Annotated in this window: 12 protein-coding genes; 6 read left to right on the forward strand and 6 right to left on the reverse strand. The window is 65.5% G+C overall.

The annotated features are described in order from the left end of the window. Nucleotides 1-64: 64 nt before the first annotated feature. The 6 genes from AC0L3C_RS12180 (at nt 65) to AC0L3C_RS12205 (ending at nt 6,029) form a co-directional block, all read left to right on the forward strand. The gene (locus AC0L3C_RS12180; protein ID WP_473408096.1) at nt 65-736 is read left to right on the forward strand and encodes a phosphoribosylanthranilate isomerase; all 672 of its coding nucleotides are present in this window, start codon (nt 65-67) and stop codon (nt 734-736) included. Next, nucleotides 733-1,950 (forward strand): tryptophan synthase subunit beta, encoded by a 1,218-nt coding sequence (trpB, locus tag AC0L3C_RS12185; protein ID WP_473262523.1) that lies wholly within the window; start codon nt 733-735, stop codon nt 1,948-1,950. Before AC0L3C_RS12180 ends, trpB begins: the two co-directional genes overlap by 4 nt. Then, nucleotides 1,947-2,783, forward strand: a complete 837-nt coding sequence (gene trpA / locus AC0L3C_RS12190) for a tryptophan synthase subunit alpha (protein ID WP_473408097.1) — start codon at nt 1,947-1,949, stop codon at nt 2,781-2,783. Before trpB ends, trpA begins: the two co-directional genes overlap by 4 nt. A gap of 124 nt (nt 2,784-2,907) precedes the next feature. Continuing rightward, the gene (gene accD, locus AC0L3C_RS12195; RefSeq protein WP_456766997.1) at nt 2,908-3,849 is read left to right on the forward strand and encodes an acetyl-CoA carboxylase, carboxyltransferase subunit beta; all 942 of its coding nucleotides are present in this window, start codon (nt 2,908-2,910) and stop codon (nt 3,847-3,849) included. Next, a complete protein-coding gene (locus tag AC0L3C_RS12200) occupies nt 3,846-5,189 on the forward strand; it encodes a bifunctional folylpolyglutamate synthase/dihydrofolate synthase (protein ID WP_473408098.1) in 1,344 nt (447 codons plus the stop codon). Before accD ends, AC0L3C_RS12200 begins: the two co-directional genes overlap by 4 nt. A gap of 99 nt (nt 5,190-5,288) precedes the next feature. Continuing rightward, nucleotides 5,289-6,029, forward strand: a complete 741-nt coding sequence (locus AC0L3C_RS12205; RefSeq protein ID WP_473262520.1) for a metallophosphoesterase family protein — start codon at nt 5,289-5,291, stop codon at nt 6,027-6,029. Between the two features lie 10 nt (nt 6,030-6,039). Here the strand turns inward: AC0L3C_RS12205 and AC0L3C_RS12210 are convergent, their stop codons facing one another. The 6 genes from AC0L3C_RS12210 to AC0L3C_RS12235 form a co-directional block, all read right to left on the reverse strand. After that, the gene (locus AC0L3C_RS12210) at nt 6,040-7,053 is read right to left on the reverse strand and encodes an ATP-dependent DNA ligase (RefSeq protein ID WP_473408185.1); all 1,014 of its coding nucleotides are present in this window, start codon (nt 7,051-7,053) and stop codon (nt 6,040-6,042) included. Nucleotides 7,054-7,195: 142 nt separating this feature from the next. Next, nucleotides 7,196-7,516, reverse strand: a complete 321-nt coding sequence (gene trxA / locus AC0L3C_RS12215; protein WP_007598398.1) for a thioredoxin — start codon at nt 7,514-7,516, stop codon at nt 7,196-7,198. Between the two features lie 63 nt (nt 7,517-7,579). Beyond that, on the reverse strand, nt 7,580-11,089 hold the full coding sequence (gene addA, locus AC0L3C_RS12220) for a double-strand break repair helicase AddA (RefSeq protein ID WP_473408099.1): 3,510 nt from the start codon (nt 11,087-11,089) through the stop codon (nt 7,580-7,582). Further along, entirely contained in the window at nt 11,083-14,229 is a 3,147-nt protein-coding gene (addB, locus tag AC0L3C_RS12225; RefSeq protein ID WP_473408100.1) for a double-strand break repair protein AddB, read from the reverse strand. The genes addA and addB overlap by 7 nt, the downstream gene beginning before the upstream one ends. Nucleotides 14,230-14,442: 213 nt before the next feature. Then, nucleotides 14,443-15,165 carry a nucleotidyltransferase family protein gene (locus tag AC0L3C_RS12230; protein ID WP_027566154.1) on the reverse strand — a complete coding sequence of 241 codons (723 nt, stop codon included), beginning with the start codon at nt 15,163-15,165 and terminating at the stop codon, nt 14,443-14,445. 124 nt (nt 15,166-15,289) lie between these two features. Beyond that, nucleotides 15,290-15,607 carry a PilZ domain-containing protein gene (locus AC0L3C_RS12235; protein WP_473262516.1) on the reverse strand — a complete coding sequence of 106 codons (318 nt, stop codon included), beginning with the start codon at nt 15,605-15,607 and terminating at the stop codon, nt 15,290-15,292. Nucleotides 15,608-15,624 lie beyond the last annotated feature (17 nt).

The raw sequence follows: 15,624 nt of genomic DNA on the forward strand, positions 1-15,624 counted from the left end.
AAGCCCGTTTTCCGGCCGCGGACCTGCGGCCTCCATTTGCTTTGAGCCCATATCCCTCGAGAACATGTCCCTGCTCGTCAAAATCTGCGGCCTGTCCACACCCGAGACGCTCGAAACGGCGCTCGATGCGGGTGCCGACATGGTGGGCTTCGTGTTCTTCCCGCCGTCGCCGCGGCATTTGTCGCTGGAAGCCGGCCGGGAGCTCGGACGACAGGTGAAGCGGCGCGCGCTCAAGGTCGCGCTCACCGTCGATGCCGACGATGCGACGCTCGACAACATCATGGACGCGCTGTCCCCGGACATTTTCCAGCTTCATGGCACGGAGAGCGTGGCCCGGCTGCGCGACATCAGGCAACGGTTCGGTCGTCCGGTGATGAAGGTCGTGCCGGTCGCAACGTCAGCCGATCTCGCTGTGCTGCCCGGTTACGCAGAGGTTGCCGAGCGCATCCTGTTCGACGCGCGCGCACCGAAGGACGCGACGCGGCCGGGCGGCCTCGGTGCACCGTTTGATTGGCATCTGCTCGGAAACCTGGAGCTTGCGTCGCCGTATATGGTTTCGGGTGGCCTCAGCGCCGACAACGTCGCCGAAGCCGTTCGCGTCACCCGCGCCGGTGGTGTCGACGTCTCCTCCGGTGTCGAGAGCGCCCCGGGCCTGAAGGATCCCGAGATGATCAAGGCCTTCATTCGCGCCGCGCGCGCAAGCCAAGATGCAAGTCAAGAGTTGAGCGTCCGATGAATGTTGTAAAACCAAATTCCTATCGCAGCGGTCCTGACGAGCGCGGCCATTTCGGCATTTTCGGCGGACGTTTCGTTGCCGAAACCCTGATGCCGCTGATCCTCGATCTGGAGAAGGCCTACACCGAGGCCAAGGCCGACCCGGCCTTCCAGGCCGAGATGAACGGCTATCTCAAGAATTATGTCGGCCGGCCTTCGCCGCTCTATTTCGCCGAGCGTCTGACCGAGCATCTGGGCGGCGCCAAAATCTATCTCAAGCGTGAAGAGCTGAACCACACCGGCTCGCACAAGGTGAACAACGTGCTCGGCCAGATCATGCTGGCGCGGCGGATGGGCAAGAAGCGCATCATCGCCGAGACCGGCGCCGGCCAGCACGGTGTTGCCACCGCGACGCTGTGCGCGCGTTTCGGGCTTGAATGCATCGTCTATATGGGCGCCGTTGACGTCGAGCGGCAGCAGCCCAACGTCATCCGCATGGAGATGCTGGGCGCAACGGTGGTCCCGGTGCAGTCGGGCACCCGTACGCTAAAGGACGCCATGAACGAGGCGTTGCGCGACTGGGTCACCAACGTGCACAACACCTTCTACTGCATCGGCACGGTCGCGGGTCCGCATCCCTACCCGACGCTGGTGCGCGACTTCCAGTCGATCATCGGCAACGAGACCAAGGCGCAGATGCACGAGATCGAAGGCCGCCTGCCGGATTCGCTGGTCGCCTGCATCGGCGGCGGCTCCAACGCCATGGGCCTGTTTCATCCGTTCCTCGACGATTCCACCGTCGAGATCTTCGGCGTCGAAGCGGCGGGCCACGGGCTGACGCAACTGCATGCGGCATCGATCGCGGGCGGCCGTCCCGGCGTGCTGCACGGCAACCGCACCTATCTCCTGATGGATGCCGACGGCCAGATCCAGGACGCGCATTCGATCTCCGCGGGCCTCGACTATCCCGGGATCGGCCCCGAGCACTCCTGGCTGCACGAGATCGGCCGCGTGAACTATCTCTCCGCGACCGACGACGAGGCGCTCGCAGCGTTCCAGTTGCTGTCAAAGCTGGAAGGCATCATCCCCGCGCTCGAACCGGCACATGCCATCGCCAAGGTGATGGAGCTCGCGCCGAAACGGACGAAAGATCACCTGATGGTCGTCAACCTGTCCGGCCGCGGCGACAAGGACGTCCCGCAGGTGGGCGACATCCTGAGGGGCAAGAGCAAGTGACCACGCGTATCGACACCCGTTTCGCCGAGCTGAAAAAACAGGGCCGCGCGGCCTTCGTGACTTATGTGATGGCCGGCGATCCCGATCCCACGACATCGCTCAATATCGTCAAGGCGTTGCCCAAGGCAGGAGCCGACGTCATCGAACTCGGTATTCCCTTCACTGATCCGATGGCGGATGGTCCCTCGATTCAGGCTGCCGGTCTGCGCGCGCTCAAGGCCGGCATGACCTTGAAGAAGACGCTGGAACTGGTGCGTGATTTCCGCAAGGACGACAACGTCACGCCGCTGGTGCTGATGGGCTATTACAATCCGATCTACATCTACGGCGTCGACAAGTTTTTGGCTGATGCCAAGACGGCCGGGATCGACGGTCTGATCATCGTCGATCTGCCGCCGGAGGAAGACGAGGAGCTCTGCGTTCCCGCGCTGAAGGCAGGCCTGAACTTCATTCGCCTCGCGACCCCGACCACCGACGACAAGCGCCTCCCCGCGGTGCTCGCGAACACGTCAGGCTTTGTCTATTATGTCTCTATCGCCGGCATCACCGGTGCAGCGGCGGCGGACGCCGATGCCGTCGGCGAAGCGGTCGCGCGCATCAAGCGGCATACCAAGCTGCCGATATGCGTCGGTTTTGGCATCCGCACGCCGGAGGCGGCGCGCGCCATTGCCGAAAAGGCCAATGGCTCGGTAGTCGGCACCGCGCTGGTCGATGCGCTCAAGAACAGCCTCGATGCGGACGGGCGCGCCACCGGCAAGACCGTCAACGCCGTCGCTGAGCTGACGGCGGCACTGGCCCAGGGCGTCAAAGGCGCGCAACAGGCGGCGGAATAGGCCATAATTCCGCTGCCAAGTCCGATGAGCAAGTCCGACGATACGGCGGCTTGCCGGGCCGGGTCCCGGCCGCCATATATCCCTTCAGGCGGTCCCCAGGCGGGATCGCACATCGGAGCAAACCATGAACTGGCTTACCAATGTGGTCCGGCCGAAGATCCGCAACATGCTGCGGCGGGAGACGCCGGAGAATCTGTGGATCAAGTGCCCGGATTCCGGACAGCTCGTGTTCTACAAGGATGTCGAGGCCAACCAGTTCGTCATTCCTGGCTCGAACTATCACATGCGCATGAACGCGGTGGCGCGTCTGAAGTCGATTTTCGACAACGAGACCTGGTACGACGTCGCGCTGCCCGACGTCACGCCCGACCCGCTCAAGTTCCGTGACGAGAAGAAGTACGTCGATCGCATCAAGGATGCGCGCGCGCGAACCAACCTGAACGACGCGATCAAGGTCGGCTACGGCAAGCTCGAAGGTGCCGCCGTCGTCGTCGCCGTGCAGGATTTCGACTTCATGGGCGGCTCGCTCGGCATGGCCGCAGGCGAAGCCATCGTGCGCGGGCTCGAGCTTGCGGTCGAGAAGAAGTCACCCTTCATCGTGTTCGCCGCCTCAGGTGGCGCGCGCATGCAGGAAGGCATCCTGTCGCTGATGCAGATGCCGCGCACCACGGTCGCGGTGCAGATGCTGCGTGAAGCAAAACAGCCCTACATCGTCGTGCTGACCAACCCGACCACCGGCGGCGTCACCGCGTCCTATGCGATGCTCGGTGACGTGCAGATTGCCGAACCGGGCGCGCTGATCGGTTTTGCCGGCGCGCGCGTGATCGAGCAGACCATTCGCGAAAAACTCCCCGAGGGTTTTCAGCGCGCCGAATATCTCAAGGAGCACGGCATGGTCGACATGGTCGTGCATCGTCACGAATTGCGTCCGACCCTGGCGCGGCTCTGCCGATTGTTGACCAGGGCGCCGGCGCTTGAGACCGCGTCAAAGCCGGTACAGCCGGTCGTCAGTCCGGCGCAGATCGTATCGGCTCCCGAAACGGCGCCGGCCGCGCCGCACGCGTGAACGCTTCCTCTGAGAGCGCAAAGCCGCCGCTCGACGAATTGATCGGGCGGCTGTCGGCGCTGCATCAGAAACGCATCGATCTCGGGCTGGAGCGGATGCACCGCCTGCTCGAGCGGCTCGGTCACCCCGAGCGCAAGCTGCCGCCGGTGATCCACATCGCCGGCACTAACGGCAAGGGCTCGACGCTGGCTTATCTGCGCGCGACGCTGGAAGCCGCCGGCCTGCGCGTCCACGCCTACACGTCGCCCTATCTCGTTCGCATCAACGAATGTTTCCGGCTCGGCCGCGTCGGTGGCGGCGTGCTGGTCGGTGACGACGAGTTGCGCGCGGCGCTGGAAAAGGTCGAGCGTGTCAATGCCGGCGAGCCGGCCACCGTGTTCGAGCTCAAGACGGCGGCTGCATTTCACCTGTTCGCGCAGAACCCGGCCGATGTGGTTCTGCTGGAGGTCGGCCTTGGTGGCCGGCTGGATTCAACCAACGTGGTCGATACACCGGCGGCCTGCGTGATCACGCCTGTCAGCATGGACCACATGGATTTCCTCGGCGACACCTTGACGTCGATCGCCGGCGAAAAGGCCGCGATCATCAAGCGCGGTGTGCCCGTGGTTTGCGCCGAACAGCCGACTGAAGCGATGGCCGCGATCGAGGCGCAGGCCAGGCGCATGCGCGCGCCGTTGTTTGCCGCGGGCGAGAGCTGGCATGTCAATGTCGAGCATGGGCGGCTGGTTTATTCCGATGAGCGCGGCTTGATGGACCTCACCGCGCCGCGTCTGTTTGGTCGCCACCAGTTCGACAACGCCGGTCTCGCCATCGCGGCGTTGCGGGCCACCAATGCCTTCAAGGTCAACCAGGCGGCGTTCGAGGCCGGGATTGTCGGGGCCGAATGGCCGGCACGGATGCAGCGCATCGCTTCGGGCGAGCTACTCGCTCTCGGCCCGCAGGGGTCGGAGATCTGGCTCGACGGCGGCCATAATGCGGAAGGCGGCCGCGTCGCGGCGGCCGCGCTCGGCGATCTCGAAGAACGGGTGTCGCGGCCGCTGGTCGTGATCGCGGGTATGATGGCCAACAAGGACGCGCAGGGTTTTCTCGCCAATTTCGCCGGTCTGACCCGCCACATCATCGCGGTGCCGATTCCCGACACCGACAACGCCATGCCGGTCGACCGCCTCACGGATGCCGCCCGCAACCTCGGCATGCGCGTCGAGCCCGCGCCCGGCATCGAAGCCGCACTGCGCGCCTTGGCGAAGCTCGCCTACGAAGTGCCGCCGCGCATCCTGATCACCGGCTCGCTCTATCTCGCCGGCCACGTGCTCGCCATCAACGGCACGCCTCCTACATAGAAGTTGCGTAGCCCGGATGGAGCGGAGCGCAATCCGGGACTGTACAAGCGATAAAGGCCCCGGATCACGCTTCGCTCCATCCGGGCTACAGGAATCTCCATGCGCTTTGCAGCGATCGCCGACGTCCACGGAAATTACCTCGCGCTGGAAGCTGTGCACGCCGACATCCGCGCGCAAGGCGTCTCCGACATCGTCAATCTCGGCGACATGCTGAGCGGCCCGCTCGATGCGCGCCGGACCATCGAGATCCTGATGCAGCTCGATGCCGTGCACGTGCTCGGCAATCACGACCGCTATCTGCTCGACCGTCCGCCGGAGAAGATGGGTTCGTGGGATCGCCCGGCCCATGCAGCGCTCGATGCCGCGCAACTCGACTGGCTGCGTGCGCAGCCGATGACGCGCGTCTTTCGCGATCAGGTGTTCCTCTGCCACGCGACGCCCGACAATGACGAAGTCTATTGGCTCGATACCGTGCATCCCGATGGCGCGATGGCGCTGTCGCCGCTCGATCGCATCGAGCAATTTGCGCAAGGCATCGCGCAATCGCTGATCCTGTGCGCCCACACCCATCTCGCCCGTGCCGTACGACTTCGCGACGGAAGGCTGATCGTCAATCCCGGCAGCGTCGGCAGCCCCGGCTATCGCGACAAGCATCCGTTCCCGCATGTCGTGGAGGCCGGTACGCCGCACGCGCGTTACGCGATCCTCGAGCTGGCCGATGGTGCCTGGCAGGTCACGTTCCGCCATGTCGTCTACGATCATGAGACGATGGCCGCGCTCGCTAGCCGCAACGGCCAGCCGGAGCTGGCGAACGCGCTGGCGACGGGATGGCTTGCCTAGCGGCTACCGGCTACAGCTGTTTCAGCAGCTTCTTCGGGTCCACCGCCTTCTGCTTCAGCTGTTCGAAGCTGCATTGTCGTGGGGCCTTGTCGGGACGCCAGCGCAGGATCGAGGTGCCGTGGCGAAAGCGCTCGCCGCTGAAATGGTCGTAGCAGACCTCGATCACGAGCTTCGGCTTGAGCGGACACCATTTTGCCGAGCGCTCGGTGGACCAGCGGCTCGGGCCGCCCGGCGCGTTGCCGGTGAAGCCGGGCTCGCCGATCAACGCCTCCAGCCGATCGGTCAGCTCGGGCTTTTCCGTCGCCTTAATTGCCGAGGTAAAACCGACATGATGCAGGAGACCTTCGTCGTCATAGAGTCCGAGCAGCAGCGACCCGACCACCTTGCGGCCGGCGATCTTGTTGGTGGCATAGCGGAAGCCGCCGACCACGCAATCGGCACTGCGGAATTTCTTGATCTTCTGCATGCCGTCGCGATTTCCCGCCTGGTAGGGCAGGTCGATGCGCTTGGCGATGACGCCGTCCGAGCCGCCGCCGGATTGCGCCAGCCATTTCTTCGCAACGGCATAGCTCGTCGTCGCCGGTGAGAGGCGGAAGAGACTGCTTTTCAGATTGGCCTTGGCAAACGCTTCCAGCGCCGGTCGTCGTTCGCTCAGCGGCTGCCCGGCAAGCTGCTTCTCCCTGGCCGTCGCAAGCAGATCGAACGCGAGATAGAGCGCCGGCGTTTCCTGAGAGAGCTTATTCACGCGGCTCGAAGCGGGATGAATACGCTGCAGCAGCGCATCGAAGGAAAAACCCTTGCCCTGCGGCACCACGATCTCGCCGTCGAGCGTGAAGCGATCCGCCTTCAGCTTCAGCGCTGCGGCGACGATCTCGGGGAAATAGCGCGCGAGGTCCTCGCCGGATTTCGAGCGCAGATCAATGCTGCCGCCGTGGCGCGACAGCAGGCAGCGGAAGCCATCCCATTTCGGCTCGTATTGCCACTCCTTGCCGCGCGGGATCGCGTCGACCGAGCGCGCCTCCATCGCCACGAGAGATGTCGATTTTCGCGCGCGTCTTGCAGGGGGAGGCACAGGCAGGGACTCGTCTTACGCTGGAACTGTCCCATCAACGCAAAACGGCCGGCTTTCGCCGGCCGTTTCCAAAAATTATTTTGTGCGAGGCGGATCAGACCGCAGAGGTGATCCACTGCTGCAGCTTCGCCTTCGGCGCCGCGCCGACCTGGCGGGAGGCCATCTCGCCACCCTTGAAGATCATCAGGGTCGGGATCGACATCACGCCATATTTCGACGCGGTCTTCGGGCTCTCGTCGACGTTGAGCTTCACGATCTTGACCTTGTCGCCCATCGCGCCGGCGATCTCGTCGAGCGCGGGTGCGATCATGCGGCAGGGGCCGCACCATTCGGCCCAGAAATCGACGACCACGGGGCCGTTTGCCTTGAGCACTTCGGCTTCGAAATCGGTGTCAGAAACCTTACCAACGGCCATGGGAGTACCTCGTACCTGAGAGAAGGGCGCGACGGGAATCGCGCCCGAGATCATGGCGTCAACCTATGAATGGCTCCTTGCCGGGTCAAGGACGCTCACACCGAGATGAAGAGATGCCAGCGCCGCGTCCAGCGCGGGCGCCGAAATCTCCATATATTCAAGGGCCTCGGTCCAGAGCAGGACGGCGCGGACTGGCTTTTGGGGATAAAGCCTCGATAGCACCGCCCGGTACAGCGCCAGCTGCCGGACATAGGCGACGGGCGCCGCGGCGGCGCTCTTGGGAGCCGCCTGATTGGTCTTGAAATCGACGATCAGGATCTCATCCGGCCGAACGACCAGCCGGTCGATCTGGCCCGACACCAGCGCTGGGGGACGGCCCGGCCGCTCCAGCCTGCCGACGATCGCGACCTCCGCCCGGCTGCCGGCGGCAAACACCGGCGCGAATCGTGGCTCGGCGATCAAAGCGAGCACCTTGTCGACCAGCGCGGCACGGTCGGCCTCCGCCCAGTCCGCGGCATTGCGCGCCATGAAGCCGAGCGCGGCGTCGCGTCGGCGCTCGGTGGCGATGTCGGGGAGCGATTGCAGCAGCCGATGCACCAGCGTGCCGCGTTGCAGCGCGAGCGCGCGGGACTGCACTGATTCGCCCGACAGCACGGTGCGGCCTTCCCCGGACGGCTGGCCGGAGGGGCGCACCGGATCGTCGTCGATGGTCTCGTGCGGTGCCGGCGTCCGCAGCCAGTCCGGCAGCGCGGTCGTCTGGTCCAACGAGGTCGCGGGCGTGCCCAGCGCCACGACATCCTCCGGTCGGGAGAAGCGCGTCACTTTTCCCAGCGGCGTCCCGATCGTCTCTTTCGCCAGGCCCGAGCCGGCGAGCCCGGTGTCGACCAGATCGTACCAGCTCAGCTTGCGGACCGTCTTCATGTTGCCGGGCATGCAGCCGCCGACGATGAGCCGGTCGGCGGCGCGCGTCATCGCGACGTAGAGCAGGCGCCGGTATTCGTCCTCGGTCTCCTCGAGCATCGCCTTGCGGGCGTCGGCGACGGGCTTGGGATCGTCCGCCTTGCGTCCGGCCCAGACCACCACCTCGCCGCCATTGCCGCGCGGGACGTGGATCAGCCGCAGCCGCTGCGAATCCGCAGGCGACGATGTGGTGTCCACCATGAACACAACCGAGGCTTCCAGGCCCTTGGCGCCGTGCACGGTCATCACCCGCACCTCGTCGCGCGAGATCTCCATGTCGCGCTTCACCTCGGTATCGGCCGAGCGCAGCCAGGCCATGAAACCCTGCAGCGAGGCCGGCGCCTTGCGCTCGTAATTCAGCGCCAGCTCCAGGAACTCGTCGAGCGCGTCATTGGCCTCATGACCGAGCCGGCGCAGCATGCGCGCGCGTCCGCCGTCGCCTCCGAGCAGCCAGGCGTAAAAGGCGAACGGCGTCTCCTCGCGGGCGCGGATTTCGCAGGCTTCGAGGCGTCGCAACGCCGCGGTGAATTTTTCGCTTGTCGCGGCATACTCGCCAAGCGCGCGGCGCAGCGATCCCTTGCGGTCATGGGCCAGCTGGAACAGATCGTCGTCATCGAGCCCGAACAGCGGGCTCTTCAGCGCCACCGCGAGCGCGAGATCGTCCTGCGGCAGCAGCAGCGCGTCCGCAAGGTTCATCAGGTCGATGATTCCGATGTGCTCGGTCAGCTTGAGCCGATCGGCGCCGGCGACCGGAACATTGGCGTGTTTCAGCGCCTGGATCACCGCGTCGAACGCATTGCCGCGCCGGCGCACCAGGATCAGCATGTCGCCATAGCGTAGGGGACGCCGCTCGCCCTCGTGCCCGGTCAGCGTGCCGCTCTCGACCAGCCGCTTGATTTCGGTCTGGATGCGGCGCGCGAGCTTCACCTCGGGGCTGGTGGCGGCGACGCCGTCGAACGGCGCGCGCCAGCCCTCGATCTCCTGCCTGTCGTCGGCTTCCGCAAGGTCCCATAGTTCGATCACGCTGGGGGCGGCATCGCCGAGTGCATTGTGCAGGGGATGGCCGGTCTCGATCGAATGAATGCTCTTGTAGATCGCGGGCTCACGGAAGACGTGGTCCACCGAATGCAGGATCGCGGCGCCGGAGCGGAACGAATAGGTGAAGGCGACCGGATCGAATTTCAGTCCAGCCGCCGTGAACTTGCGGTGCAGCTCGCGCCGGCGTGCGTCGAACTCTCGGGGCTGCGCGCCCTGGAATGAGAAAATCGACTGCTTCTCATCGCCGACAGCAAAGACGGTGCGGTTCAGCCCCTCGCGCGCGCCTTCGCCGGAGGTGAATTCCGAGATGATGTGCGCGACGATGTCCCATTGCCGCGGGCTGGTGTCCTGGGCTTCGTCGATCAGCACGTGATCGACGCCGCGGTCGAGCTTGTAATGCACCCAACCCGAGGAAACGCGATCCAGCATCGCCAGCGTCTTGTCGATGAGGTCGTCATAGTCGAGCAGCCCGCGCTCCTGCTTCTCGCGGCGGTAGTTCGCGGCAGCCGCCGTCGCGATATGCAGCAGGGCCGCGGTGCGGTCCCGCATGGTCACCGCACGGCGCTTCTCGATCAACCCACTGACGCGCTGCGCCTCGTTCTCGAACAGGCGGGCGACGGACGGGTTGTGATCGCAGAATTTCTTGGTCAGTACCGCCTTGCGCGGCAGCTTTTCGTCGGTCAGGAAAACGCTGAGATAGGCATCGACCTGCGCGGCGCCGGAAAACACCTTTGCCTCGCGGAGCCGACAGGCCTGGTCCTTGTCGGACTTGCTGCCGTCCTCCAGTGCAAAAGCGATGTCGTCCCAGCGCGATCGCGGCAGGAACGGACCGTCGACAATCTCGGTCTCGATGTCCTCGATGCGATCGTTCGCGTCCACGCCCAACGCCGCTGCCATCTGCGCGGCAGCCAGCTCTGCGCTGCCGGCTTCATCGGTCCAGGCCATGAAATGATCGCGGCTTAGACATGCCTCGCGGACGACTTCCTTGAAGGTGACATCGGCGGCGCTCGCCATCGCGGTCAGCAGCGCGCGGCCGGTCACGCTGTCAGGGTCGCGGGCTGCCTCCAGCAGCACCTTCAGATTGGCGCGTTCCATCATGTCGGTCTGGTCGCGCTCGTCGATCACGGCGAAGCGCGCGGGGACATTGGCCTCGAACGGAAACTGCTGGAGCAAACGCGTGCACAGGGCGTGGATGGTCTGCACCTTCAGCCCGCCCGGCGTCTCCAGGGCACAGGCGAACAGCTTTCGTGCGTCGCGCCGCAATTTTGCAGTGGGATGCGGGATGCCGACCGCCTTGATCGCTGCATCGAGTGCGGTATCATCGAGCGTCACCCAATGCCCGAGCGTGGTGAACACGCGCTCGGCCATGTTGGCGGCAGCCGCCTTGGTGAAAGTGATGCAGAGTATCTTTTCCGGCGGCACGCCCGAGAGCAGCAGGCGGATCACCCGCTGCACCAGCACGTGCGTCTTGCCCGAGCCGGCATTGGCCGACACGAAGGCCGATGCGGTCGGGTCCGATGCGCGCGCTTGCCTGGCGCGCACCTCATCCGGGATGGGGCGTGGTGCCTTCACCATTCCTCGATCCCCAATCCGCCGGCCGCGGACCATTCCTTGATCCGGGCGAGATCGTCATAGGCGCCGTAGCGGTTGGTCCACATCGGCAGGTTCAACGAGGTGTAGGGCTGGTTCTCGTCCTCGAAGGCGCGGATGAGCGCCTCGAGCTTTGCCCGTGCTTCGGCGGCAGCCGTATCAGGCGGCTGTGGCTCGTCACCCTGCTTGAACTTGAGCTCGAGAATGCGTTCTTCGCCCGGCGGATTGTTGCCGCTCAGGCGAACATAGACGAGCTGGCTCACGGACGCGCCGGCGTCGATGTCGGGAAAACCGCCCTCGCGCAGGATCGCGGCTTCCAGCGTGAGCTGCGGCGACAGGCCCATGCGGACCTGCTTGCCGGTCGGTGGCTGGCCGGTCTTGTAGTCGAGGATGGCGTAGCCGCCGCCCTGGCGCCGTTCGATGCGGTCGGCGCGCGCGGAGAGACGGAAGCTGCGCCCATGGTCGAGCGGGATCGAGATCTCGCCGCGGGTTTCCGCGGCGATCGCCTCGATCACGCCGCGCCGCGCTGTCTCCCATTCGCCGAACCAGCGCGCGATACGCTGGAAGCGCGGCCACCAAAGCGCCCGCGCCTCGGGTCGCTCCATCAGCGGCCCAAAGTATTTTTCGCCGATCGCGCGCAGCACGGGCGCGGGATCGTCGGGCAGATTCGTGGGGTAGCGTTCCGTGAACTCGCCGAGTGCATCATGGATCGCCGAGCCGCGGTCGGCGGCCGACAGCGGCATGTCGACGGGATCGAGCGCGTCGAGCCGCAAAATGTGTTTTGCGTAGATCGTATAGGGATCGCGCAGCCAGTCCTCGATCCCGGTCACAGACATCCTGAGCGGCCGGGTCGCGCGTGGCGGTCGCGGCTCCGGCTGCTTGATCGGTCTGACCTCGTCGGGCTGGTCCAGCGCGGCTGCGAACTGCACGTATGTCTCGCCCGCGCGAATCGCGGCCTTCCAGTGCGCATCGCCAGCGACCGCCTCCAACCGGTGCAGGAAGCGCGAGGCGACCGCGGGCGCACCGCCGGCCTTGGCGGAGTGGGTGAGGATGACCTCGTCGCCGCCGAGCAGTTGCGCAAAGTCGTGCGCGGAGAGGCCGATACGGCGTTCCGGCAGATCGAGGCCCAGCTGGTGCCGCATCGGCCGGCTCAACCACGGATCGATACGCGGCGCCGGTGGCCAGACGCCCTCGATCAGCCCACCGACGATGATTCGGTCGGCTTGCATCAGGCGCGATTCCAGCGGACCGTAGATCTGGAGCCGCGCGCCCGGCCTGTCCCGCCGCCGCACCGCGCGATCACCGAACGCGGTCTGGAACACGTCTGCGTAGTCGGGCAGCGTGACCATCAATCCGCTGGTGGTGCCGCCGCGCAGGAGATCGTCGAAGGCGCTGGCGAGTGCGAGGCCTTCGCGCTCCTCGAACGCCAGCGGGATGCCCTGCTCGTCGCGCGACAGCTCGATCATGATCTCGCGATGCCGATGCGCGAGTTCGGCGAAGTCATACGGTCTTGATGACGCAAGACTCTCGATCGGCGCCAAGGCTTGTCGCAAGCCATCGATCAGCGCCTGAATGCGATCGAGGTCTTCCGCCTTGAGACGTGCACGCGGCTCGGCCTTATGCAGCGCGGAGACCTCGCTGCGCCACAGCTTTGCCAATTCCTCGCGAAAGCGATTGAATTCGCGCAACAGGCCGGCGGTGCCCGCAGGCGGACGCGTGCCGCGCAACAGCGCGAGCTCCAGGCTTTCGATCGCCGCCTTCCATGCGCCAGGCGCCCGGCCGAGCCGACACAGCGGATGCTTCAGCATCGCGAGCAGCGTCGGCGGCTCCAATCCCTTGGTCGTAGCCTCCGCTGTCAGTCGCGCAAAGACGCCGGCGGAGGTTTCCATCAGGACGTCGCCGCCGGAATCATCGAATGCGAGATCCCACCGGGTCAGCGCAGCCATCACCCGCCGCGCCAGCGCGCGATCGGGCGTGACCAGCGCTGCGGATTTATCGAGGTGCCGCGCCTCGCGCATCGCGATTGCGATCGCGAGCGCTTCCATCTCGGGGTTGGGAGCTTCGACAACCGCGAGGTTCTTCATGCCGCCGGTGATCTTCGCGGCCACATCCGGCTGCTTCAGCCGGTCGTGCCAGATCTCGGTCTTGGCTGATGGCCGCATCGATTCGGAGGCGAGCAGATCGCGACCGCCTTCCGCCGGCGGCTTGAGGATATCGACGTCGCTGCGCTTGATACCAAAACGATCCAGCAGCGCGTGCATGGCATATTGCGGATGGTTCGAGACCGGGTGCTCCGCGAACTTGCCGAGCGAGTCGCGTACGCCGCCGATGCTGCGCCAGGCATCGTCGTCGAGATCAGTGTCGAGGCCGGGCAGCACCACGGCCCCATGCGGCAGCGAGGCGACTGCGTGGAGAAATCTTGCCGTGGCCGGCATCGAGCCGGTCGAACCGGCCGCGATCACGGGGCCATGGGGATGCGCGGTCAGCCGCCTGGCTTCGGCATCGATCAGAAGGTCGCGGCGGGCAGCGGGCTCGATCCGATTGATCTCGGCGAGATGACCGGGCCAGGCGATGCGCGCGATGCGCAAAAATTCAAGCGAGTGCTGCCAGTAGCGGTCGAGCATATCTGGCACGAGGCCGTCGAGCGCGCTCCAGTCGACGCCGCGCGTGACCATGTCGTCGATCAGGCGCGCGAGATCGGACGCCAGTGCCAGCGTCGAAGCGGGGCCGCCGACGACCAGCGGAGACAGCACCGGGCCCTTGGCCCAGGCTGCGACGAGCTGCGCCAGTGTCAGCCGCCGTTCGAGCTCGCCGAGCCGCGGCGGAATGTCGAGCTGCGTTGCGCCGGAAAACTGTTCGCCCTCATCGGCGAAAGCGAGCTCATCCTCGTCGATGTCGCCGAGCGCGACGATGCGCGGCAGCACGACGGCGTCCGCCTTCATCTCGTCGAGGAAGATCTCGCGGACGACACGCATGGCGCGCCGTGTCGGCAGGTACAGGGTGACATCCGCCAGCCGTGCCGGCTCGTTGCGCGCCTCGAAGCCCTCGACGAGCCGGCCGTCGAGCAGGCTTGAGACGACGGTGCGCAGGAACGGAACTGAGATGGGAACGCTGAAAACGCGCATGAGCTGCCTGATTCGGGAATCAGGCGCCAATATAGGGAGGCGGACTCAAATGGATATGGGTGGAGGGGAGATAGTCCCCGCTGTTCGCCGGACCTGGACTGGTGTCATCATCCGCGAAGGCGGATGATCCAGTATTCCAGAGACGGGGGAGATTCAGCCGAGAAGCCGCGGCGTACTGGATGCCCCGCTTTCGCGGGGCATGACGGCGCAGTCCTACGCCACGCTCTCCAGAAACGCCTCTTCGGCCGCGTGGACGGCATCAGGCGTGCCGACATGCATCCAGACGCCGTCGAGGCGAAGGCCGAACAGCCGCTCCTGCTCGTTGGCACGGTCGAACATCTTGGTCAGCGAGAACTCGCCCGTCGGGGCATCGGCGAAGATCGACGGCGACAGGATGGCCGCGCCGGCATAGACGAACGGAACGACTTCTTTTTCCTTGCGCTTGCGCAGGGCGCCGTCGGCCAGCATGCCGTAATCTCCGCGGCCGCTATAGCCGATGCTGGTTGCCGTCGGCGCCATCAGCAGCAAAATGTCCATCCGCGCGGGATCGAAGTTTTCGGCGAGCCGCGTCAGGTTCGAGCGCACGCCGTCGATCCATAGCGTGTCGGAATTGACGTGAAAGAACGGTGCGTCCCCGAGCAGCGGCAGTGCCTTGACCACGCCGCCGCCCGTGCCGAGTACCTGGTCGCGCTCGTCCGAGATGGTCACGCGCGGATGCTGGCGGGATGCGGTGTGATCGATGATCTGGTCCGGCAGGTAGTGCACGTTGACCACCGCCTCGCTCACGCCGGCCTGGCCGAGCTTGTCGAGCACGTGGTCGAGCAGCGGCTGGCCGGCCACCGGAACCATCGGTTTCGGCATCTTGTCCGTCAACGGACGCATGCGCAGGCCGAACCCCGCGGCGAGCACCATGGCTTTGGTCGGTTTGACGGACATCCTTCGCTTTCTCAGACCCACTGATTTCGCGTTCGCAGCAATCCTAACACGAGGTTTGACTGACCGCACCGCGTCTTAACCGCCTTAACCATCTGCCGTGACGCTTGTACGACGGGTGTTGCCGTTACGCCCCGATGGATGTGGAACGCGCCTTTTTCTTCTTGTCGCCGAGCTTGAGAAAGTTGACGCCGATCTGGTCGCCATTGACCCAGGCGAGCTCGCAGCGTCGGTACGCAAGTCCGGTGGACGACAGCAGCAGAAAAAACTCCTTCAGATGCAAGCCTTCGACCGAGCCCTCGATGGTCAATTTGGCGCCGCTGTCGGAGACGTCCTCCATGGTGCAGTCGCGCCGCCAGGTGCCGTCGATACCCATCATCTGGGCCGCGATCCCGCGCTCGAAAACAACCCGGCTGTTGCCGCGCTGGTCCGTCTTCACCGCCATCTGCCCTGCTCCAGCCC

The sequence above is a fragment of the Bradyrhizobium sp. WSM4872 genome, assembly GCF_055811715.1.

What these genes read in the sequence shown, in the direction of transcription:
- AC0L3C_RS12180 (WP_473408096.1), top strand. Translation starts at nt 65, where the DNA reads ATGTCCCTGCTCGTCAAAATCTGCGGCCTGTCCACACCCGAGACGCTC.
- trpB (WP_473262523.1), top strand. Translation starts at nt 733, where the DNA reads ATGAATGTTGTAAAACCAAATTCCTATCGCAGCGGTCCTGACGAGCGC.
- accD (WP_456766997.1), top strand. Translation starts at nt 2,908, where the DNA reads ATGAACTGGCTTACCAATGTGGTCCGGCCGAAGATCCGCAACATGCTG.
- AC0L3C_RS12205 (WP_473262520.1), top strand. Translation starts at nt 5,289, where the DNA reads ATGCGCTTTGCAGCGATCGCCGACGTCCACGGAAATTACCTCGCGCTG.
- AC0L3C_RS12210 (WP_473408185.1), bottom strand. Translation starts at nt 7,053, where the DNA reads ATGGAGGCGCGCTCGGTCGACGCGATCCCGCGCGGCAAGGAGTGGCAA.
- trxA (WP_007598398.1), bottom strand. Translation starts at nt 7,516, where the DNA reads ATGGCCGTTGGTAAGGTTTCTGACACCGATTTCGAAGCCGAAGTGCTC.
- addA (WP_473408099.1), bottom strand. Translation starts at nt 11,089, where the DNA reads ATGGTGAAGGCACCACGCCCCATCCCGGATGAGGTGCGCGCCAGGCAA.
- addB (WP_473408100.1), bottom strand. Translation starts at nt 14,229, where the DNA reads ATGCGCGTTTTCAGCGTTCCCATCTCAGTTCCGTTCCTGCGCACCGTC.
- AC0L3C_RS12230 (WP_027566154.1), bottom strand. Translation starts at nt 15,165, where the DNA reads ATGTCCGTCAAACCGACCAAAGCCATGGTGCTCGCCGCGGGGTTCGGC.
- AC0L3C_RS12235 (WP_473262516.1), bottom strand. Translation starts at nt 15,607, where the DNA reads ATGGCGGTGAAGACGGACCAGCGCGGCAACAGCCGGGTTGTTTTCGAG.